We start from the raw sequence: 21,570 nt of genomic DNA on the forward strand, positions 1-21,570 counted from the left end.
GCTTATGCATCAAGCGCAAGCAGCTATCAATAACAGAGCATCCACAGGTGCCGTCAGCCGGGGATCTTTTCCAGGCAGTAGCCCAGGCCGCGCACGGTGGCGATGCGGATCGGCCCGCGCTCGATCTTCTTGCGCAGGCGGTGGATGTAGACCTCGATGGCGTTGTTGCTCACCTCCTCGCCCCACTCGCACAGGCGCTCCACCAGTTGCTCCTTGCTCACCAGGCGGCCGGCGCGCTGCAGCAGCACCTCCAGCAGGCCCAGCTCGCGCGCGGACAGCTCCACCATCTTGCCGTCGATGGTGGCCACGCGGCCCGCCTGGTCGTACACCAGGGGCCCGTGGCGGATGGCGCTGCTGGTGCCGCCCATGCCGCGGCGCGTGAGCGCACGCACGCGCGCCTCCAGCTCCGACAGCGCGAACGGCTTGGCCATGTAGTCGTCGGCGCCCAGGTCCAGGCCCTTCACGCGCTCGTCCACGCTGTCGGCCGCCGTGAGGATCAGCACCGGCAGCGCCGAGCCGCGCCCGCGCAGGCGCTTGAGCACCTCCAGGCCGTGCATCTTGGGCAGGCCCAGGTCGAGGATCAGCAGGTCGAACTCGTTGTTGGTCAGGAGCGCGGTATCGACCTCGGTGCCGCTGGCCACATGGTCCACCACGGCGCCCGAGCCGCGCAGCGTGCGCAGCAGCCCGTCGGCAAGCACCTGGTCGTCTTCGGCGATGAGGATGCGCATGGGGTGTCTCTCCTGGTTGTCGTGCGCCGGCCTGCGCTCTATCTGAATTCTAGGCCGCCGTGCCCTCGCCGCCGGCATAGGCCTCCAGACCCAGCGCGACCACCGTGGCCACGTCCTGCCCCACCTCGGCGCGGAACTCGCCCTCGGCCTGCGCCACCGCCGCGCGAAACGCCTGCAGCCACGCCAGTCCCGTGGGCGTGAAGCGCACCAGGCGCGCACGCGCATCGCGCGGATCGGGCTCGCGCGTGACCAGACCCCAGGCCGCGCACTGCTCCACCAGCGCGGCCATGGACTGCTTGGCCATGCCCGCGCGCTCGGCCAGGTCGGTGAGGCGGTCCCCCTGCAGCGACAGATGCCGCGTGATGTGGATGTGCGCGGCGCTCACCTGGTCGCGCGCCGCGAGGTTGGACAGCGCCAGCGGCACCTGCACGTCGCGCGCCATGAGCTGCAGCACACGCGCATCGAAGCGCCGCATGGCATGGCCCAGCAGGCGGCCCAGGTGGGTCTGGCGCCAACGGTCGTCGGAGCTGGGGGGAGCGGTCATCCGCATATTGTCAGCCAAACTGACCAAAAATTGATTGGATAACGCATCAACCGCCCATAAACTACTGTTCAAGCATCCAGCCTGTCATTGGAAACAGTTTCCAGGCAGGCACACGATTTCACCGTGACCCCGACCCGACCCGAAGGAGCATTTCATGGACGCCACCGTCAAAGGCAACGCAACCGCCGTCAACAGCGAAAAGGCCAAGGCCCTGCAAGCCGCCCTCGCGCAGATCGAAAAGCAGTTTGGCAAGGGCACCATCATGCGCCTGGGCGAGGGCGAGGCCATTGAGGACATCCAGGTGGTCTCCACCGGCTCGCTGGGTCTGGACATCGCCCTGGGCGTGGGCGGCCTGCCGCGCGGCCGCGTGATCGAGATCTACGGACCGGAAAGCTCGGGCAAGACCACGCTCACGCTGCAGGTCATCGCCGAGATGCAGAAGCAAGGCGGCCAGTGCGCTTTCGTGGATGCCGAGCATGCGCTGGATGTGCAGTACGCCAGCAAGCTCGGCGTTCAGCTCACCGACCTGCTCATCAGCCAGCCGGACACGGGCGAGCAGGCGCTGGAGATCGTGGACAGCCTGGTGCGCTCGGGCGCCGTGGACCTGATCGTGGTGGACTCGGTCGCCGCGCTCACGCCCAAGGCCGAAATCGAGGGCGAGATGGGCGACGCCCTGCCCGGCCTGCAGGCACGCCTGATGAGCCAGGCACTGCGCAAGCTCACCGCCACCATCAAGAAGACCAACTGCATGGTCATCTTCATCAACCAGATCCGCATGAAGATCGGCGTGATGTTCGGCAGCCCCGAGACCACCACCGGCGGCAACGCGCTGAAGTTCTACGCCTCGGTACGCCTGGACATCCGCCGTACCGGCACCATCAAGAAGGGCGACGAGGCGATCGGCAACGAGACCAAGGTGAAGGTGGTGAAGAACAAGGTCTCGCCCCCGTTCAAGACGGCCGAGTTCGACATCCTGTTCGGCGAGGGCATCTCGCGCGAGGGCGAGATCATCGACATGGGCGTGAACGCGCGCATCCTGGAAAAGAGTGGCGCCTGGTATGCCTACAACGGCGAGAAAATCGGCCAGGGCCGCGACAACGCCCGCGAGTTCCTGCGCGAGAACCCCGGCCTGGCCGTGGAGATCGAGAACAAGGTGCGCGAAAGCCTGGGCATCGCACTGCTGCCCACGGGCCACGCGAGCCCGGCGGCCGACCTGCCCGAAGACAAGCCTGCGCGCGGCAAAAAGGCCGACAAGACGGGTGAGATCGAAGCGTAACCGCGCACCGGGGTTTTTGAGCGAAATCTGCCTCCAGCGCTTGGCTATCAAGCGCTGGAAGCTCTTTTTTCAATAGCATTCATGGGATTCACCGCCCTCTCCCTCAAGGGCCGTGCGCTGCGCCTGCTCGCCCAGCGCGAGCATTCGCGCAGCGAACTGCAGGCCAAGCTGGCGCGCCACGTGCAGGAGGGCGACGATCTGCCGGCGCTGCTGGACGAGCTGCAGGCGCGCGACTTCATCAATGCAGAGCGCGTGGCCGAGTCTGTGGTGCACCGCCGCGCGGAGCGCTTCGGCACCCAGCGCGTGCTGCAGGAGCTGCGGCGCAAGGGGCTGGACGAGGATTTGGTGCGCAGCACCGCCGCCCAGCTGGCGGGCACCGAACTGCAGCGCGCCCGGGCCGTGTGGCGCCAGCGCTTTGGCGACCAGCCCGCCGACACGCCGCAGGAGCGTGCGCGCCAGATGCGCTTTCTGGCCACGCGTGGCTTCGCCGCCGACGTGGTGCGCCGCGTGGTGCGGGGTGGTGATGAATGGGAATAGAACGGGGCTTGGCGCGCTGCTGTTCAGCGTCAAAAGCTATTTCATCCATAGCAGCTGTCGACGCGCAGTCCGCCACCGGTCGCACCCCGCAACGCCGCGCCGTCGTGCAATGCCAGGCCGCGCAATACGCGCGATGGCTTCAGCGCCGCCACGGACATGCCAGAGGCTTGAGGCTTGAGGCCCGCGGCGCGGCTGTGCGCAGCCGGCCCCCGTTGTGCGCGTTGGGCCGCTGCGCGACCACTCAACCCAGCAGGCGCTCCGGGTTGGCGTCCAGCTTGGTGAGCGCATCGCGCGTGGCGCGCAGCGTGAGGCTCTCCTCCTCCTGCGCCACCAGCAGGCCCGCCTGCAGGTAGGCCCCCAGCCGGCGCAGCTGGATGAGGTAGCTGCCGCCATCGCGCGTGGCAAACAGGTGCAGCTGCTTGCGCTGGCTGTGCCAGGCGTATTGCACCTGCGTGGACGCGCCGTTGTGGTCCAGCGTGAACCACGTGCCCAGCGGCAGCTGCTGCGCCCAGGCCACCATGTCGTCCTGCACAGGCGCACCGTTGTCGGCGATGACGTGGATGGACGAGGCGTCGATGCCCAGCAGCATCTCGATGTTGTCCGCACTCAGCGGCATGTCGCCCAGCGCCTCGTCGCCGATGTAGTCCTCCAGGTTCGCCAGGCGTTTGGCCATGGCATCGATGTGCGCCTGCGGGATCGAGGCCGTCTTGGAGAGGAAAGCGTCGGCCAGCGTGTCGGTGATTCCCTTGATCTGTGCGTCCTGCTCGGGCCCCGCCACGCCGATCAGCGCCAGCCCCTGGCGCAGGCTCTGCAGCAGCGCCGGCAGGTTCTGGATGACCAGCGCACGGTCGGCGCGGTTGGGCTTGGCGCCCGCCGCCCACACCAGGTCGGCCGCGGCGCGCTTGAAGGCGGCGGTACTGGCATGCTGGGCCCCGTCGCGCACGGCCGACATCGCCAGCACCTCGGCCCATGTCTTGAACAAGAACTCGCGGATTTCGTCGCGCACCGGCATGTCCTTGAGCAGCGCGCGCAGCTCGATGGTGTACTGGATCGCCAGTGTCTCGCGCTGCTCCACCTGCTGGGCCACGCTGACGATGCGCGAGGTGCCCTGCTTCTCGGTGAGGAATTTGGCGAGGAATTTCTCGAACTCGTCATGCACCAGCTGGAACACGCGCTGGCCGGTCTCGGGGTACTGCTCGATCACCTGCACGATGCGGCGGATCTCGGCCTCCAGCGCGCTGCCGTTGATGGAACTGGCGTCAAAGCCCAGCACGCAGGCGCCCATGCGGTCGATGAGCTGGCGCGCGGGGTGCGTGAGGTTGCTGAAGAACTCGGGCTCGGCCAGCGCCACGCGCAGCACCGGCACCTGCAGGCGTGCAAACCACACGCGCACCGAGGGCGGGATGCGGTCTTCGCTCAGGATGCTTTGGAACATCAACGCCACCACCTCGATGATGGCCTTCTCGCTGGCGGTACTGGCCTTCTTCTTGAACTCCACGGACCGCTCGCGCACGGCGCTCGCCACGCGGACCACGGCCTGTGGGCTGTAGTCCTCGACCAGCGTGGCCACGTCGCTGTAGTAGCTGTCGGCCGAGACGCGGTGCGCCGCCAGCGCATGGGCCAGCGCCGCGGACGCGGGGGGTGCCTTGACCATGTCGTAGCCCGTGGTGGGCTGCGTGAGCAAGCGCCGCAGCTGCATCATCACGCCCTGGGCGCGCTGGCGCGCGCGCACCAGCGGGCTGCCCATGCCGGCCATCGCCGGCTGCCCGCGCATGCCGGGGGGCGGGGGCATGAAGGCCGACGCCGCCTGGCGCGTGGGGGCAAATTCCGTGGGCCGCCCCAGCGCGGCGCGCGACTGTTGCAATGCCTGCGAGGCCAGCCCCACGGGACCGGACGCGGGCGGCGGCTCGCCGGGGCTGCCGGTGTTGGGGCCGGCGGCCGCGCGGCGCACGCGGGCGCGCAGGTCGTCCTGCGCCACGACGCCCTGTTCGTCGTACAGCTTCACGAGGGCCTGGTACTGCGCCAGCGCCAGCGCCGCCAGTTCGCGCTGCAGCGGGTCGATCACCATCTGCAAATGGTCGCGCTGCAGGCCCACCTCCAACCACTGCTCGACCAGATGCAGGCACAGGGTTTCGGGGCGCAGGATATCGGTGCTGGCCAGCTCGCGGCCTTCCAGATGCTGTGTGCGCTGCCGCGCGGCATCGAAGGGAGCGGCCACATGCTCGGTGAGGGTCAGCGCCATGCGCGAGGCGATGATCTTGTTCTCCAGCACGTCGTCGCCCAGCAGTTCAAGCCCATCGAACGCCTTCGACGCGTTGAGGGTGCCGCGCCCCGTGACGGGCGGCGGCGCCAGGCTTTCACGCCAGGCCCGGCCCAGGTGTTCCACCCAGGTCTTGCGGTGGGCCTGATGGCCCATCCAGGCATCGCGCCGCAATTGCATGTCGCGCTGCGTGGCGGTCTGACCCATCAACTCGGTCAGGAAGTCATGGACTGTTTTGTCCAGCGCCGACAGGCCGGCGCACAGCCCCTCCACGAAACGCTGGCGGGCCAGGTGGGCCAGCCGTCGGTGGGCAGTGGAAGTGGGCGAAAAATCCATAGGGCTCCGATATTAGCCCCAGCCGCTGTCGCGCCCCGGCCTTTGCATCGGCACGCGGACAAGGCGGCTGCGCACGCGCATCGTCAGACCACGGCGCCGGAGTTCGGGTCGGCCGGGTCGCCTTCCTTGCGGGTCGGCGCCTTGACCAGGTCTTCGCGTTTGACGCCCAGCCACATGGCGATGGCCGCGGCAACGAACACCGACGAGTAGATGCCGAACAGGATGCCGATGGTCAGCGCCAGTGCGAAGTAGTGCAGGCTGGGGCCCCCGAAGAAGAACATGGACAGCACCATGGCCTCGGTGGAGGCGTGGGTGATGATGGTGCGGCTCATGGTGGAGGTGATGGCGTGGTCGATCACCTCATGCGTGTTGAGCTTGCGGAACTTGCGGAAGGCCTCGCGGATACGGTCGAAGATCACCACCGACTCGTTCACCGAATAGCCCAGCACCGCCAGCACTCCGGCCAGCACCGACAGCGAGAACTCCCACTGGAAGAACGCAAAGAAGCCCAGAATGATGACCACGTCGTGCAGGTTGGCGATCACCGCTGCCACGCCGAACTTCCACTCGAAGCGGAAGGCCAGGTAGATGACGATGCCCAGCACCACCATGCCCAGCGCCATGAGGCCGCCGTGCACCAGTTCTTCGCCCACCTGCGGGCCCACGAACTCGGTGCGCCGCAGCGTGACCTCGGGGTCCTGCGCCTTCAGCGCGCTCAGCACCTGCTCGCTTTGCTGGGCCGAGGTGACGCCCTTTTGCACGGGCAGGCGGACCATCACGTCGCGCGAGGTGCCGAAGTTCTGCACCACCACGTCGGCATAGCCCAGGCCCGCGACGGTGTCGCGCACCTTGCCGATGTCGGCCGTCTGCGTGTAGGCCACCTCCATGACGGTGCCACCCGTGAACTCCACCGACAGGTGCAGGCCCCGCGTGACCAGGAAGAACACCGCCAGCGCGAAAGTGATGAAAGACACCGCGTTGAGCACCAACGCGTACTTCATGAACGGGATGTCTTTTTTGATGCGGAAAAACTCCATGGTTTTCCCCTTTCTTAGTTGCTGTTGCCGCGGGCAGCCACCGAGCGGTGCTCATCGCCCTCGGGCTTCCACACCTGGCCGATGGACACGCTCTTGAGCTTCTTCTTGCGGCCATACCAGAGGTTGACCAGGCCACGCGAGAAGAACACCGCCGAGAACATGCTGGTCAGGATGCCGATGCAGTGCACCACGGCAAAGCCGCGCACCGGCCCCGTGCCGAAGGCCAGCAGCGCCAGGCCCGCAATCAGCGTGGTGACGTTGGAGTCCAGGATGGTGGCCCAGGCGCGCTCGTAGCCGGTGGCGATCGCCGCCTGCGGGGCCACGCCAGCGCGCAGCTCCTCGCGGATGCGCTCGTTGATCAGCACGTTGGAGTCGATGGCCACGCCCAGCGCCAGGGCCATGGCGGCGATGCCGGGCAGGGTCAGCGTGGCCTGCAGCATCGACAGGATGGCGATCAGCAGCAGCACGTTCACGCCCAGCGCGATCGTGGAGAACACGCCGAACAGCATGTAGTACACGCACATGAAGGCCGCGATGGCCACCATGCCCCAGACCACCGACTGGATACCCCGGTCGATGTTGTCAGCACCCAAGCTCGGGCCGATGGTGTATTCCTCGATGATCTCCATGGGCGCGGCCAGCGAGCCGGCACGCAGCAGCAGTGCGGTGTCGTTGGCCTCGGCCGTGGTCATGCGGCCGGAGATCTGCACGCGACCACCGCCAATCTCGCTGCGGATCACGGGCGCGGTCACCACCTCGCCCTTGCCCTTTTCGAACAGCACGATGGCCATGCGCTTGCCCACGTTCTCGCGCGTGATGTCCTTGAAGATGCGCGAGCCCTTGGCGTCCAGCGTGAGGTTCACGGTGGGCTCCTGGGTCTGGCCGTCGAATCCTGGCTGCGCGTCGGTGAGGTTCTCGCCGGTCAGCACGACCTGCTTCTTCACGATCACGGCCTGGCCGTTGCGGTCCAGGTATTTCTCGGCACCGAACGGCACGGGGCCCGTTCCCATTTCGGCTGCGCGCGCCTCGGTGCCCTCGTCCACCATGCGCACTTCCAGCGTGGCGGTGCGGCCCAGGATGTCCTTGGCCTTGGCCGTGTCCTGCACGCCGGGCAGCTGCACCACGATGCGGTCCAGGCCCTGCTGCTGGATCACGGGCTCGGCCACGCCCAGTTCGTTGATGCGGTTGTGCAGCGTGACCATGTTCTGCTTCAAGGCCTGCTCTTGCACCTTGCGCAGGGCTTCGGGCTTGATGGTGGCGCGCAGGCGCATGCCGTCGCCGTCGGCGCTGCTCACGACCGCCAGGTCCTGGAACTGGTCGGCGATCAGGTTGCGTGCCGCCGTGAGCGTGGCCTCGTCGCGCACGCGGATGTCCACGGCCTGCCCTTCGCGGCCGATACCGCCGTGCCGGATGTTCTTCTCGCGCAGCGCGCTGCGCAGGTCGCCTGCGTACGACTCGATCTTCTTCGTGATCGCCGCCTGCATGTCCACCTGCAGCATGAAGTGCACGCCGCCGCGCAGGTCCAGGCCGAGGTACATGGGCCGTGCATGCAGCGCGCTGAGCCAGTCGGGCGAGCGCGACACGAGGTTCAGCGCCACGATGTAGGAAGGATCGCTCGGGTCGGGAATCAGGGCCTTCTCGATCGCGTCCTTGGCCTTGAGTTGGTTGTCCGGCGTGTCAAAGCGCGCGCGCACCGAGTTGCCGTCGAACACGATGGAATCCGAGGCCACGTTGGCGGCTTTCAGCGCGTCCTCGACGCGCTGCTGGACCGCGGCGTCGACCTTCAGCGTGGCCTTGGCCGACGACACCTGCACCGCAGGCGCCTCGCCAAAGAAGTTGGGCAGGGTATACAGGGCCCCAATGAGCAACACGATCACCAGGATCGCGTACTTCCAGACCGGATAACGGTTCATGATCGCGCTCTTCAATCCATGCGGGGCAGCGGCCGCGGGATGCGGCGCAGCACTGCCCTCATAACAAGGCCCGTAGGCCTACAGCTGGGACGGTTTACTTGACCGTGCCCTTGGGCAGCACCTGGGCCACGGCGCTGCGCTGCACTTGCACCTGCACGCCAGGCGCAATCTCCAGTTGCAGGTAGCCTTCGCTCAGGCCCGCCACCTTGCCCAGCAAGCCGCCGGCCGTGGCCACTTCGTCGCCCTTGGCCAGCGCGTCGATCATGGCGCGGTGCTCCTTCTGGCGCTTCATCTGGGGACGGATCATGATGAAGTACAGCACCACGAACATCAGCACCAGCGGCAGCATGCTGGTGAGCGATCCCATCAGGCCGGCCTCGGCGGCTGCGGCGGGGGCGGTCTGTGCAAAGGCAGAAGAAATCAACACGGGAAGGACTCCACTGGTAGTAATAGGTGCAAAGGGGCTCCGCCGGGAGGCGCCAGGGCCTGCGGGCGGTGAGCCGGCCATTGTATGCGGGGGGCTGCCGGCCAGGGCTGCGCGCACCGGCGGCCGGCGGGCTGAGGGCGCCCTCTGGGATTCAGCATCAAAACACTTTGCAACGCCCGTCCAGTGAGCGCAAGCAGCTATCACATATATAGCATAAAGCCCCGGACCAGGGGCGGTTAATGCATCCGATGCGACGCGCCCATCGTCGGCCTGGGCCTACGCCGGCGCCTGGCAGGGCTTCGTAGCATGCCTGTGTGCCGCCCGCGGCGGCCGGCGCCGCGGCGCGGCCCTTCCCTCCCACCCCCCGTGTCAAGAAAGGAAACGCTTTCCATGGATTTCGCATCGGTATCCGCCTGGCTGGAGACAGAGTGGTTCTGGGGCATGTCCGCTGCCGAAGTATTGGCGGCGGCGGCCACGGCCATGGGCATCTACCTGGCGCTCACGCTACTGCTGCGCTGGGCCGTCGCGCATGCCGACCGCAAATCCGGCGGCGGCGATGCCGGCGCGGCAAGCCTGCTGGCGCAGGTGCTCGCCGGAACCAGCCGTCTGCTCATCCTGCTGGCAGCACTGCTGGTGGGCACCGGCATGCTGGACCTGCCTGGGCGTTGGCATGACCGTGTGAGTCAGCTCTGGTTCCTGGCCGTGGCGGTGCAGCTGGGGCTGTGGGGCACGCGCGCCATCAGTCTGGGGGTCGAGCGCTACCGGCGCCACCATGGCGCCGCGGGCACGGGGCAGATCAGCGCCTCGGCCACGCTCATGTCCTGGGGGCTGCGCACGCTGGTGTGGGCCACGGTGCTGCTGGCCATCCTATCGAACCTGGGGGTGAACATCACCGCCTTCGTGGCCAGCCTGGGCGTGGGCGGCATTGCGGTGGCGCTGGCAGTGCAAAGCGTGCTGGGCGATCTGTTCGCCTCCATGGCGATCGCGGTGGACAAGCCCTTCGAGGTGGGCGACTTCATCGTCGTGGGTCCCATCGCAGGCACCGTGCAGCAGGTGGGCGTAAAGACCACGCGCATCCGCGCCCTGAGCGGGGAACAGGTGGTGATGAGCAACACCGAGCTGCTCAAGCAGACCATCAACAACTATCGCCACATGCGCGAGCGCCGCATCGTGTTTGGCTTTGGCGTGGCGCAGGACACCTCGCCCGCGCAGGCGCAGGCCCTGGCGCAAGCGGTGCGCGACATCATCGAGGCCGAACCGCAGCTGCGCTTCGACCGCGCTCATTTCAAGGGATTTGGCGCCAGCTCGCTCGATTATGAAGTGGTCTACATCGTCAAAGACCCGGGCTACAACCTCTACATGGACCTGCAGCAGCGCATCAACCTGGCGTTGCTGGGCCGGCTGCAGGCACTGGGCATGCGGCTGGCGGTGCCGGTCAGCCGCGTGCAGCTGGCCGACCCGCCGGCCGGGCAGGAAGGCCCGTCCAGTGTGGCCGGCATGCCCATTCCTCAGAACGCGTGAACGACCGCGTTGCCCTCGGGCAGGCCGCGGGCGGGCTCAGAAGGAATAGGCGGGCATGACAGGCCCGCCCACCGTCTCAGGCCACTTGGCGGGGCGCACCCGCGTGTGGGGCACGCCAGCGGTCCATGAGCGCGAACCACTTCTTGCGCGCGGCCTGCAGGTGGCGCTCCTTCACATGGCCGTAGCCGCGGATGTCCTCAGGGATACGCGCGATCTCCACCGCCAGCGCCAGACGCTCGGCCGTCAGGCCCTTCAGCAGTTCCTCGATGCAGGCGCGGTATTCGCGGATCAGCGCGCGCTGGGTCTTGCGCTCCTCGGTCCGACCGAAGACATCGAGCGCCGTGCCGCGCAGTCCCTTCATGCGAGCCAGCACGCCGAAGGCCTTGCGCACCCAGGGCCCGTAGCTTTGCTTGACCAACTCACCCTTGTCGTTGTGCTTGGCCAGCAGCGGGGGCGCCAGGTGGTGCACCAGCTTGTAGTCGCCTTCGTACATCGCGGCGATCTTGTCGGTGAACGCCTTGTCGGTGTGCAGCCGCGCCACTTCGTACTCATCCTTGTAGGCCATCAGCTTGAACAGGTAGCGCGCCACCGCTTCGGTGAGGCGCGTGCCCTGGCCCAGTGAATCCTCGGCCGCGCGCACCTTGTCCACGAAGGCCTGGTACTCGGCCGCATAGGCGGCGTTCTGGTAGTCCGTGAGGAAGTCCACACGCTTGGCGACCATCTCGGCCAAGCCGGGCTTCTTCACGAACTGGATCACCTGCGCGGCCTGGAACAGCGCCTGCACCTCGGCCAGGTTGTGCGCGCAGCGGCGTCCCCATTCGAAGGCAGCCTTGTTGTTCTCCACCTGTACGCCATTGAGCTCCATGGCGCGCATGAGCGCAGCGTGGGACAGCGGCACACGGCCCTTTTGCCACGCATAGCCCAGCATCAGCGGGTTGGTGTAGATGCTGTCACCCAGCAACTGGCTGGCCACCTGCTCGGCGTCGAACACACCCAGCAACTCGGCGCCCACGGCCTGTGCGATGGCGGCCTCGCAGCCGTCGGCCGGGAACTGCCAATTGGGGTTGTGCACAAAGGCCGCGGCCGGTGTGCCGTGGCTGTTGAGGGCGACAAAGGTGCGCCCCGGCTGCATGGCGGCCAACGTGGCCTTGTTCGCGGCAACGATGGGGTCGCAGCCGATCACCAGGTCCGCCTTGGCCGTGTCCACCTTGGTGGTGTGGATGGCCTCGGGGCGGTTGGCGATCTGCACATGGCTCCAGGTGGAGCCACCCTTTTGCGCCAGGCCCGCCGCGTCCTGCGTGATGACGCCCTTGCCCTCCAGGTGCGCGGCCATGCCCAGCAGGGACCCGATGGTGATCACGCCCGTGCCGCCCACGCCAGCCACGACGATGCCCCACGCGGCTTCGGCCGCCGGCAGCACCGGCTCGGGGATGGGCGCCATCGTGGACAGGTCGCCCTTCTTCTCCTTCTTGGGCTTCTTGAGCTGGCCGCCCTCGACGGTGACGAAGCTCGGGCAGAAGCCCTTCACGCAGGAATAGTCCTTGTTGCAGGTGCTCTGGTTGATGCGGCGCTTGCGGCCGAACTCGGTCTCCACCGGCTCCACCGACAGGCAGTTGGACTGCACCGAGCAATCGCCGCAGCCCTCGCACACCAACTCGTTGATGACCACGGTCTTGGCGGGTGTGGCCAGCAGGCCGCGCTTCCTGCGGCGGCGCTTCTCGGTCGCGCAGGTCTGGTCATAGATGATGGCCGTGCAGCCTGCGATCTCGCGGAACTCACGCTGGATGCGGTCCAGCTCGTCGCGGTGGAAGACCTCAATGCCCGGCGGCAGGTCGTTGAGCAGCTCGGGGTGGCCGGCGCGCGCGGCGTTGGCCGGGTGCGTGCGGCCGTGGTACTTCTCGGGCTCGTCCGTCACCACCACCAGCCGGACCACGCCCTCGGCGCGCAGGCTGTGGGCGATCTGCGCCACCGAATGCCCCTCGGGGCGCTCGCCCACCTGCTGGCCGCCGGTCATGGCCACGGCGTCGTTGTAGAGGATCTTGTAGGTGATGTTTGCGCCCGAGGCGATGCTCTGGCGGATCGCCAGCAGGCCGCTGTGGAAGTAGGTGCCGTCGCCCAGGTTGGCGAACACGTGCTTGTCCTTGGTGAACGGCGCCTGACCCACCCAGGTCACGCCCTCGCCGCCCATCTGCGTGAAGGTGCTCGTGGCGCGGTCGGGCATCCAGTTGGCCATGTAGTGGCAACCAATGCCGGCCACGGCGCGCGAGCCCTCGGGCACGCGGGTGCTGGTGTTGTGCGGGCAGCCGCTGCAGAACCACGGCATGCGCTCGGTGTCGGTCTTCACCTCCAGCAGGCCGCGCTCGCGCGCCTCCACCACGGAGATGCGCGCGTCCATGCGCGCCACGATGTCCTCGGGCACGCCCAGCTTCTTCAGGCGTTTGGCGATCGCCTTGGCGATGATGGCCGGCGTCAGGTCGGCCTTGGGCCGCAGCAGCCAGTTCTGGCTGGGATTGGGCATGCTCCATTCGCCGCCGGAGTTGTCACCCTCGATCTCGTCGAACTTGCCCAGCACGTTGGGACGCACGTCGGCGCGCCAGTTGTAGAGCTCTTCCTTGATCTGGTATTCGATGACCTGGCGTTTTTCCTCCACCACCAGGATCTCCTGCAGGCCCTGGGCGAAGTCGCGCGTGATGGTGGCTTCGAGCGGCCACACCACGTTGACCTTGTGCACGCGGATGCCCAGCTGACGGCAGGTGTCGTCGTCCAGGCCCAGGTCCACCAGTGCCTGGCGCGTGTCGTTGTACGCCTTGCCGCTGGCGATGATGCCGAAGCGGTCCTGCGGGCCCTGGATCACGTTGTAGTTGAGCTTGTTGGCGCGGATGTACGCCAGTGCCGCGTACCACTTGTAGTCCATGAGGCGCGCCTCCTGCTCCAGCGGCGCATCGGGCCAGCGGATGTGCAGGCCGCCGGGCGGCATGGTGAAGTCCTCGGGCATGACGATCTTCACGCGGTCGGGGTCCACAGAGATGCTGCTGGACGACTCCACCACCTCCTGGATGGTCTTGAGTCCGGACCACAGGCCCGAGAAGCGGCTCAGGGCAAAGGCGTGCAGCCCCATGTCCAGAATGTCCTGCACGCTGCTGGGGAAGAACACCGGCAGGCCGCAGGCCTTGAAGATGTGGTCGCTCTGATGCGCCGCCGTGCTGCTCTTGCTGATGTGGTCGTCGCCCGCCACCGCGATCACGCCGCCATGCCGCGCCGTGCCGGCCATGTTGGCATGCTTGAACACGTCGGAGCAACGGTCCACGCCCGGGCCCTTGCCGTACCAGATGCCGAAGACACCGTCGTACTTCTTGGACTGGGGGTAGATGTCCAGTTGCTGCGTGCCCCAGACGGCGGTGGCGGCCAGCTCCTCGTTCACGCCGGGCTGGAAGACCACGTGGTGCTCCGCCAGGTGCTTGCGGGCGCCCCACAGGGCCTGGTCGTAGCCGCCCAGGGGCGAGCCACGGTAGCCGCTCACGAAGCCCGCGGTATTCAGGCCCACGGCTGCATCGCGCTGGCGCTGCAGCATGGGCAGGCGCACGAGGGCCTGCACCCCACTCATGAAGGCGCGGCCGTGGCCCAGTGTGTATTTGTCCTCAAGGGTGACCGTCTCCAGCGCGCGGCGGACGTGTTCGGGCAGCGGGGCATTCATGTCTTGTCTCCGTGGGTTCTGTGATCCGCCGCCTCTGTTGGGCGCGGCGTGCGGGACGGTGCCGTGTGGGCGCCACCCGATCTGCGCAGTGTATGCGCGAGACACCGATATGTGTTTGCTTTATTTGCCGCGTTTACCCTGATGCGCGAAAGCTTCTTTCTTAAAACAATCCAAAAATGGAAACCTTGGACAAATACGACATCGCCATCCTGCGCGAGCTGCAGGCCGAGGCGCGCCTGACCAACGCCGAGCTGGCGCAACGCGTAGGCCTGTCCGCTGCACCGTGCTGGCGGCGCGTACGCGCCCTGGAGGAAGCGGGCTACATCCGCGGCTATCACGCGGAAATCGACCGCCACAAGATCGGCCTGGGCGTGCTGGCGTTCGTGCGCCTGGACGCCGAGCGCAACACCGGCGACCTGACGCTGGCCATGGAGCAGGCCATCGCCCAGATCCCCGAGGTGGTCTCGTGCCACTACATCAGCGGCACCGGTACCTTCGAGCTGCAGGTGGTGGCGCGCGACCTGGACAGCTTCTCGCAGTTCGCACGCACCGTGCTGCTGAACCTGCCCAACGTGAAGGACATGCACACCAGCTTCTCGCTGGGCGAGGTCAAGGCAGGCGGCGCGCTGCCGTTGGCGCACCTGGGCCCGGTGCGGCCCGTGGTGCGTGGCGCCGCAGCGTAGGACCACTCCTAATTCGGTAGCTTGCACCGCTTTCCCCATAAGGGTTTGACCGCATTTTCATTGCAACTGCTGCCCGGGCGCCACGATGCCAGCAACCCGCTGAAGCGGCCGCGCATCGGGGCGGCTTCGTTCCAGCGAGGTCAAACTCCAGCGCGTTCAGGGAACATGACGCCAACGGCCATCGCGCCTGGCGGTCCTTCTCCTGGTGTCAGGCAGATGGCACACTCGCATTTTTTAGGCACCGCTGGCTGCATAAGCAGTCACACTTGAGCGACGAGCCTCTCGCCCTTTCACCTTCCCATGCAAGACCGCCTGAAATGGACGCAGTCCGCGCTGGTACGAATCCTTCGCCCCGCGGTCAGGCTGGCGTTGGCGATGGGACTGAAGCACGCCCAACTCGAAGAAATCCTGAGGGACCTGCTGCTGGAGGAAGCGCGCCATCTCTGGCGCAGCCAAGGCATTCCCGACCCCAACCTGAGCCAGATCTCGGTCACCACCGGTCTCAATCGCAAGGACGTGACCGCCAGAGTGCGCCAAGTACGCGATCCTTTGCCTGCCACCGAAGGGTCGTCGGCCGCCAAGGCTTTCACGGCCTGGTTGCAGCTTGCCGCCGAGGAGCCCAGCCGGCGCCGCCTTCCTATTGTGGACACCGGCCATGGCCCCTCCTTTGAACTGGTGGCGCGTCTCGCCACCCGCGGCGATGTGCACCACAGAACCCTGCTGGAGGAGCTTCAGCGCCTGAATCTGGTCAGGGGGCTGACGGGCGACGGCGAAGGCGAGGTGGAACTGGTGGGCGACGGCTTCATCCCGGCCACCAGCCTGCGGGACATGCTGGCCTTCACCGGGGACAATGTGCGGGACCATCTGCTGGCCGCCGTCAGCAATACCTTGGGGCAGCAGCCCCGGATGCTGGAACGCTCCGTCTATGCCTCGGGCTTGACCGTGTCGGAGTGCGAACGCATCCACCAGTTGGCACGGGAACATTGGGATTCCGTGCATTACCGCCTGGTACGGGAAATGACCCAAGCCCATGCCTCTGCGGCAGGCATGGGCACGGCACGCATGCGCGTAGGGGTGTATGTCTACCATGAGGACGAGCCGCCGGACGTGAAACCGACCACCCGTGCAGGCTCTGCAAAGCGCAGGAAGAAAACATGAGGACTGGGATATACGCGCTGATGACCACGCTGGGGCTGGTGCTCGCAGCCTGTGGAGGCGGCGACGGCGTGGGCTCGGGCGGCACCGGCATCGCCATGTCTTCCGTGGCCATTGGCAGCGTCGACAGCCTCGGCGAATCACCCAGCGGGTCGTACATGGTTGTGAACGGCGTGCGCTTCGATATCAGCCACGCCCAGGTGGAAGTGGAGGGCGTCTCGCAGGAAGACGCCAATGGTCAGCAAAGCCTGAAGAGCGGCCAGAGCAGCCTGAAACCTGGCATGACCGTGCAAGTGAACGGCACCCTCGATACCGGATTCAGCACGGGTACGGCCGCGCATGTACTGTCGATACCGGAGCTACGGGGGGCGGTGGATGCCGTGGACGCGGCGCTGGGGCGCATCGAGGTAATGGGTGCGCGGGTATATGTCGATGACGAGACCGTGCTCGACGGACTGTCCGGCTTGGCCGCCTTGCAAGTCGGCCAGATCGTGCAGGTACATGCGTTGCCCACCAGCAGTGGGCTGATGCGCGCGACCCGGCTGCAGCTGACCACCGCCACGCTCCCCTCGGTACAGCCCGTGCTGTGGGGCAGCGTGCAGGCCCTCGATACGGTGGCACGCCGGTTCCAGTTGGGCACGATGCAGATCCAGTATGCACAGGCTGCCTTTTTGAACGGTCTGGAGGCGGGCATGCTGGACAACGGCATGCCGCTGTATGTGCATGCAGCCCAGCCCCCGGCCGGCAACGTGCTCGTGGCCCGCGTGCTGCGGCCAGCGCACAGCCTCTCACGCCAGGCAGACGCGCCCGTCGTGCTGGAAGGTGTGGTGACGAACTTCGCCTCTGCACAATCCTTTGCGCTGCAAGGCACGGATATCGATGCCTCGGGCGCGCAAATAACCGGGGGGCGGGCTGATGACATCCGCAACGGCGCAACGCTGGAAGTGGCGGGCCGGATGTCTGCCAACGGCGTGCTGGTCGCGCAGCGGATACGCGTGCGGCAAAGGGCTGTAGTTGACCCTCCATCCGCGTTGCCTCCTCCCGCAAACACCAACGGCAACGGGAACGGGAACGCCGGAGGCAATGGCAACGGGAATGCCGGAGGCAATGGCAACGGGAATGCCGGAGGCAATGGCAACGGGAATGCCGGAGGCAATGGCAACGGGAATGCCGGAGGTAATGGCAATGGGAACGCCGGAGGCAACGGCAACGGGAACGCCGGAGGCAACGGCAACGGGAACGCCGGAGGCAACGGCAACGGGAACGTCGGAGGCAATGGCAACGGGAACGCCGGAGGCAATGGCAACGGGAACGCCGGAGGCAATGGCAACGGCAATTCCAACAGAGGCTGAACACCGTTTCGCACCCGCCGGGATTGCGGCCCCGGCGCAGCAAGCGCGCCGCATTCCCGTCACAATGGCCGCACATGCCGCCCCAGCCCCTCCATGACAGCGGACCGCTGAGTTCACCACCCACACCGCCAGGCCCCGACGCGGCCTCCGCCGCCGCCCACACCGCCGAGGCCGCCGCCACAGCCGAGTTGCAGCACAGCGCGGCGCAGCGTGCGCCGCAGTCGCCCTTCGCGCCGCTGTCGGTGCCGGTGTTCCGCATGCTGTGGCTCACCTGGCTGGCGGCCAACACCTGCATGTGGATGAACGACGTGGCCACGGCCTGGCTGATGACCACGCTGACCGATTCGCCTGCGCTGGTGGCGCTGGTGCAGACGGCCTCGACGCTGCCCGTGTTCCTGCTGGGCCTGCCCAGCGGCGCGCTGGCCGACATCCTGGACCGGCGGCGCTACTTCATGGTCACGCAGTTTTGGGTGGCGGCCGTGGCGGTGGTGCTGTGCGTGGCCATCCTCTGGGGTGGGCTCAACCCCTACCTGCTGCTGGCGCTGACCTTCGCCAACGGCATCGGGCTGGCGATGCGCTGGCCGGTGTTTGCGGCCATCGTGCCGGAACTGGTGAACCGCCAACAGTTGCCCGCGGCGCTGGCGCTCAATGGCGTGGCCATGAACGCCTCGCGCATCATCGGCCCGCTGGTGGCCGGTGCCATCATCGCCAGCGCGGGCAGCGCCTGGGTGTTCGTGCTGAATGCCGTGCTGTCGCTGGTGGCGGGTTTCACCATCATGCGCTGGCGGCGCCAGCCCATGCCCAACCCGCTGGGGCGCGAGCGCCTGACCAGTGCCATGCGCGTGGGTCTGCAGTTCGTGCGCGAGTCGCCCCCGATGCGCGCCGTGCTGTGGCGCATCTCCATCTTCTTCCTGCATGCCACGGCGCTGCTGGCGCTGCTGCCGTTGGTGGCGCGCGACCTGCAGGGCGGCGGCGCAGGCACCTTCACGCTGCTGCTGGCCTCCATGGGCGCGGGCGCCGTGAGCGCTGCCATGTTCCTGCCACGCCTGCGCCAGATGATGTCGCTGGACCAGCTGGTGGCGCGCGGCACGCTGCTGCAGGCGCTGGCCACGGCCGTGGTCGCCATTGCGCCCAACGTGTACGTGGCGGTGCCGGCCATGCTGGTGGGCGGGGCGGCGTGGATCACCACCGCCAATTCGCTCACGGTGGCCGCACAGCTGGCGCTGCCCAACTGGGTGCGCGCGCGCGGCATGTCCATCTACCAGATGTCCATCATGGGCGCCACGGCCGTGGGCGCGGCGCTGTGGGGGCAGGTCGCCGCACTCTCCAGCGTGCACATGAGCCTGGCATTGGCGGCACTCACCGGGGTGCTGGTGATGGCGCTGGTACAGCGCCTGGTGAGCAACCGCCATGGCGAGGAGGACCTGAGCGCCTCGCGCGCCTTCCAGGCACCGCGGGCCGACAGCCCGCCCGCCGCCGGCCTGCGGCTGGTGGTCAGCATCGAATACTTCATCAACCCCGCGCGGGCGGCAGAATTCCGCGCCGTGATGCAGGAAAGCCGCCGCGCGCGCCTGCGCCAGGGCGCCTTGAGCTGGGAGCTGCAGCACGACATCGCCGACCCGCGCCGCTACGTGGAGCGCGTGGTGGACGAATCCTGGACGGAGCACCTGCGGCGCTTTGACCGCGTCACCGCCTCCGACGTGGCGCTGCGCGACCGGCGCTTTGCCTTCCACGTGGGCGACGCGCCGCCCGTGGTGTCGCGCTACGTGGTCGAGGGCGAATGAATCACTACCATATTGATAGCTTGCAGCGCTTTCCTTACGGGCATTTCAGCATCAATTTATATTGAAACCGCCATAAATCAAGCGCGAATAGCTTCCAAATAGCACTACCGCGGCCACAACGCCCACAGGCGCAGGCCCTGCTTCAGGCGCCCGGCAATCTCGCCCGCCTCGGGGCCCCAGCCGGTGAAGTAATCCGCGCGCACCGCGCCCAGGATGGCGCTGCCCGTGTCCTGCGCCAGCACCAGGCGCGACAACTGCGCCGTAGGGCCGCTGGAGGCCAGCCACACCGGCGTTCCGTAGGGGATGCTCTGGCGGTCCACGGCGATCGAGCGCCCCGGCGTGAGCGGCACGCCCTGCGCGCCCTTGGGCCCGAAGGCGGCGTCCAGCGCGTCCAGCGGCTCCTCGCGGAAGAACACGTAGCGCGGGTTGGACCACAGCATCTCGTTCACGCGCTGCGGATTGGCCCGCACCCAGGCGGTGATGCCGGGCCAGGTGGCGTCGCGCACCAGGCCCTGGTCCAGCAGCCACTTGCCCACGCTCTTGTACGGCTGGTCGTTGGTGCCCGCGAAGGCCAGGCGCACCAGGCGCACGCTGCCGTCCGCCTCCTGCACGCGCAGCCGGCCCGAGCCCTGGATGTGCAGCACCATGGCTTCCACCGGGTCGCGCACCCAGGCGATGGCGCGGCCGGCCAGCGCCGCCTGGGCCTGCGGCAGGGTGTCGATCTGCTGGCGCGTGTACCAGGGCTTGCGCGCCGCCAGATCGGCCGGGGGTGCATACAAAGGCACGCTGAAGCCGTTGCCCGGTTGGCGCGCGGCGTCCAGATAAGGCTCAAAGTAGCCCGTGAGCAGGCCGTCGGCCGCTCCGTCCAGCGACTCGACGCGGTAGGGCTGCAGGCGCTGCATCATCCAGCCGCGCTGCTCCTCGGGCGACGCGATGCTCAGGCGGCGCACATCGCCGCACAGCGGCGCGAACGCCGGCGCGGGGCGCTCGCAGCTGCGCAGCCAGGCGTTCCAGGCCTCGTGCAGCGCATCGCCCTCAAAGCCCGGCAACTCGCCCCAGCCCACCGGCACCCAGCGGCTCTTGGACTGCGTGAGCGTGCCCGGCACAGGCACCGGTACAGTGGGCGCGGCGGGCGGCTGCACGGACGGCACGCTGGGCGCCACGGGCGCCGGAGGACGGGTGGAGCACGCGGCCAGCGTTCCTACAATCAGCGCCGATACCACCAGGCGCAGGAGACGAAGATTCATGGGGCTGATTTTGCTTGAAGCATTGCTTGCACTGGTGCTCCTCGTGGGCATTGTCTGGTGGACCATGTTCAGCGGCCGCAAGGGCGGCGAGCCGCCAGCGGCCCCCAGCGAGCCCCCCTCACGGGACGACGCCCCGCCCAACGGCTGAGGTCGTTCTCGGGTTGTGGCCTGGCATCTGCGCGGCCCATCGAACGCAGGCCGATCGGCCTCAGGCCGCGCACGCGCGTTGCGCCGCGTCCTACAGACGCGGCACCGCTGGATTGCTACGCTGCTCGCACTGGCCCAGCCGCCCGCTGGAGGGCTGCGAGCCGACCGAGCAACAACAAAGGAGTTCTCTCATGCGCAAACCTCTCCTCATCGGCAGTCTCGCGGTGGTCATGCTGGCCACGGGCTGTGCCAACATGACCGACACCCAGCGCCGCACCGCCACCGGCGCCGGCGTGGGTGCGCTGGGCGGCGCAGCCATCGGCGCCATGACGGGCGGCCATGCGGCGCAGGGCGCCGTGATCGGCGCGGGCGTGGGCGCCCTGGGCACCTACATCTGGTCCCAGCACATGGAGCGCCAAAAGCAGGACATGCAGGCTGCCACCCAGGGCACCGGTGTGACGGTGACGCAGACGCCGGACAACCAGCTCAAGCTGGACATCCCGAGCGATATCTCGTTCGCCACCAACCGCTCGGACATCCAGCCCAACTTCCGCCCCATTCTGGACCGCTTTGCCGAGGGCCTGCGCAACAATCCGAACACCGAGGTGCGCATCGTCGGCCACACCGACTCCACCGGCAGCGATGCGATCAACAACCCGCTGTCGCTGGACCGCGCCGAGAGCACGCGCAACTACCTTACGGCGCGTGGCGTGAACGGCAACCGCATCCACGTGGAAGGCCGTGGCTCGCGTGAACCTGTGGCCTCCAACGACACCTCCGACGGGCGCGCCCGCAACCGCCGCGTGGAGATCTATGTGGGTGAGCGCCAGGGCCGCGGCTGATCTGCGGCGGGCCGTCGGCGCGGCAATCCTGCCCGCGCCGACGATGTGAAGACGAAGACGACGCGTGTCCGCAAGGGCCCGCGTCTT

Annotated in this window: 17 protein-coding genes; 9 read left to right on the forward strand and 8 right to left on the reverse strand. The window is 67.7% G+C overall.

Features of this window, described 5'->3' with window-relative positions:
- Nucleotides 1-53 precede the first annotated feature (53 nt).
- Both AC1PPL_RS09160 and AC1PPL_RS09165 read right to left on the reverse strand, forming a co-directional pair.
- Nucleotides 54-728 (reverse strand): response regulator, encoded by a 675-nt coding sequence (locus AC1PPL_RS09160; protein ID WP_011807082.1) that lies wholly within the window; start codon nt 726-728, stop codon nt 54-56.
- 49 nt (nt 729-777) lie between these two features.
- Entirely contained in the window at nt 778-1,272 is a 495-nt protein-coding gene (locus tag AC1PPL_RS09165; protein ID WP_287924337.1) for a MarR family winged helix-turn-helix transcriptional regulator, read from the reverse strand.
- A gap of 154 nt (nt 1,273-1,426) precedes the next feature.
- On the opposite strand from AC1PPL_RS09165, the gene recA reads away from it, so the two are divergent.
- Together recA and recX are read left to right on the forward strand one after the other, a co-directional pair.
- On the forward strand, nt 1,427-2,548 hold the full coding sequence (gene recA / locus AC1PPL_RS09170) for a recombinase RecA (RefSeq protein WP_011807084.1): 1,122 nt from the start codon (nt 1,427-1,429) through the stop codon (nt 2,546-2,548).
- 81 nt (nt 2,549-2,629) lie between these two features.
- Complete coding sequence (gene recX, locus AC1PPL_RS09175) at nt 2,630-3,085, forward strand: recombination regulator RecX (protein WP_011807085.1); 456 nt, start codon at nt 2,630-2,632, stop codon at nt 3,083-3,085.
- A 241-nt stretch (nt 3,086-3,326) separates the two neighbouring features.
- Here the strand turns inward: recX and AC1PPL_RS09180 are convergent, their stop codons facing one another.
- From AC1PPL_RS09180 to yajC, 4 genes are all read right to left on the reverse strand, one after another.
- Nucleotides 3,327-5,681 (reverse strand): DUF1631 family protein, encoded by a 2,355-nt coding sequence (locus AC1PPL_RS09180; protein ID WP_479973118.1) that lies wholly within the window; start codon nt 5,679-5,681, stop codon nt 3,327-3,329.
- A gap of 83 nt (nt 5,682-5,764) precedes the next feature.
- A complete protein-coding gene (secF, locus tag AC1PPL_RS09185; protein WP_015914575.1) occupies nt 5,765-6,718 on the reverse strand; it encodes a protein translocase subunit SecF in 954 nt (317 codons plus the stop codon).
- A 14-nt stretch (nt 6,719-6,732) separates the two neighbouring features.
- A complete protein-coding gene (gene secD / locus AC1PPL_RS09190) occupies nt 6,733-8,631 on the reverse strand; it encodes a protein translocase subunit SecD (protein WP_479973119.1) in 1,899 nt (632 codons plus the stop codon).
- 94 nt (nt 8,632-8,725) lie between these two features.
- Entirely contained in the window at nt 8,726-9,058 is a 333-nt protein-coding gene (yajC, locus tag AC1PPL_RS09195) for a preprotein translocase subunit YajC (RefSeq protein ID WP_015914577.1), read from the reverse strand.
- 390 nt (nt 9,059-9,448) lie between these two features.
- On the opposite strand from yajC, the gene AC1PPL_RS09200 reads away from it, so the two are divergent.
- On the forward strand, nt 9,449-10,579 hold the full coding sequence (locus AC1PPL_RS09200; protein WP_123675518.1) for a mechanosensitive ion channel family protein: 1,131 nt from the start codon (nt 9,449-9,451) through the stop codon (nt 10,577-10,579).
- 76 nt (nt 10,580-10,655) lie between these two features.
- On the opposite strand, the gene AC1PPL_RS09205 is transcribed toward AC1PPL_RS09200, so the two are convergent.
- Nucleotides 10,656-14,273 carry an indolepyruvate ferredoxin oxidoreductase family protein gene (locus AC1PPL_RS09205; RefSeq protein WP_479973120.1) on the reverse strand — a complete coding sequence of 1,206 codons (3,618 nt, stop codon included), beginning with the start codon at nt 14,271-14,273 and terminating at the stop codon, nt 10,656-10,658.
- 176 nt (nt 14,274-14,449) lie between these two features.
- Between AC1PPL_RS09205 and AC1PPL_RS09210 the strand changes: the two genes are divergently transcribed.
- From AC1PPL_RS09210 to AC1PPL_RS09225, 4 genes are all read left to right on the forward strand, one after another.
- Entirely contained in the window at nt 14,450-14,956 is a 507-nt protein-coding gene (locus AC1PPL_RS09210) for an Lrp/AsnC family transcriptional regulator (RefSeq protein WP_011807092.1), read from the forward strand.
- A 300-nt stretch (nt 14,957-15,256) separates the two neighbouring features.
- Nucleotides 15,257-16,114 (forward strand): DUF6502 family protein, encoded by an 858-nt coding sequence (locus AC1PPL_RS09215; protein WP_015914580.1) that lies wholly within the window; start codon nt 15,257-15,259, stop codon nt 16,112-16,114.
- Nucleotides 16,115-16,134: 20 nt separating this feature from the next.
- Nucleotides 16,135-17,463: a DUF5666 domain-containing protein gene (locus AC1PPL_RS09220; protein WP_479973121.1), complete on the forward strand. Its 1,329-nt coding sequence runs from the start codon at nt 16,135-16,137 to the stop codon at nt 17,461-17,463.
- Nucleotides 17,464-17,537: 74 nt separating this feature from the next.
- Entirely contained in the window at nt 17,538-19,247 is a 1,710-nt protein-coding gene (locus AC1PPL_RS09225) for an MFS transporter (RefSeq protein ID WP_015914582.1), read from the forward strand.
- A gap of 104 nt (nt 19,248-19,351) precedes the next feature.
- On the opposite strand, the gene mltA is transcribed toward AC1PPL_RS09225, so the two are convergent.
- The gene (gene mltA, locus AC1PPL_RS09230; protein ID WP_011807096.1) at nt 19,352-20,560 is read right to left on the reverse strand and encodes a murein transglycosylase A; all 1,209 of its coding nucleotides are present in this window, start codon (nt 20,558-20,560) and stop codon (nt 19,352-19,354) included.
- Here mltA and AC1PPL_RS09235 point away from each other — a divergent pair.
- The gene (locus AC1PPL_RS09235) at nt 20,493-20,642 is read left to right on the forward strand and encodes a hypothetical protein (protein WP_187148588.1); all 150 of its coding nucleotides are present in this window, start codon (nt 20,493-20,495) and stop codon (nt 20,640-20,642) included. The two genes, mltA and AC1PPL_RS09235, sit on opposite strands and share 68 nt — an antisense overlap.
- Nucleotides 20,643-20,832: 190 nt before the next feature.
- Complete coding sequence (locus tag AC1PPL_RS09240) at nt 20,833-21,483, forward strand: YiaD family glycine zipper/OmpA-like lipoprotein (protein WP_011807097.1); 651 nt, start codon at nt 20,833-20,835, stop codon at nt 21,481-21,483.
- The last annotated feature ends 87 nt before the right edge of the window (nt 21,484-21,570 follow it).

This window comes from Diaphorobacter sp. B2A2W2, from assembly GCF_056730635.1.